At 39.6% G+C, this 265-nt stretch carries 1 pseudogene; it reads right to left on the reverse strand.

Going from position 1 to position 265, the window contains the following annotated elements:
* Positions 1–265, reverse strand: a pseudogene (locus BBG47_RS30350) (hypothetical protein); the annotation flags it as partial.

Here is a 265-nt window from a genome sequence, read left to right on the forward strand (position 1 = left end):
TTTTCATAGTCAAAATTACCATGTCTGAGTGTTGCCTCCGTCACTTCTTTCAATTCATGATTGAACGCTGTTTTCACGATTTCTGCTGCTGCTTTTGTCCATTTTGGATCAAGTTCTTTGGCATCAACTTTAATCGAGAACCCATTGAGTTGATCTTTTGCATCAGACCCGGCACCTGGTTTATAGAGCGAGATATAGAAGTCTTCCTCTGTGAAAAAATAGTTCGTATCTACAAATTTACCCTGTTTGTCGTCATATCGTCGAC

The organism is Paenibacillus sp. KS1 (assembly GCF_001680695.1).
GTDB lineage: Bacteria > Bacillota > Bacilli > Paenibacillales > Paenibacillaceae > Paenibacillus_B > Paenibacillus_B suaedae.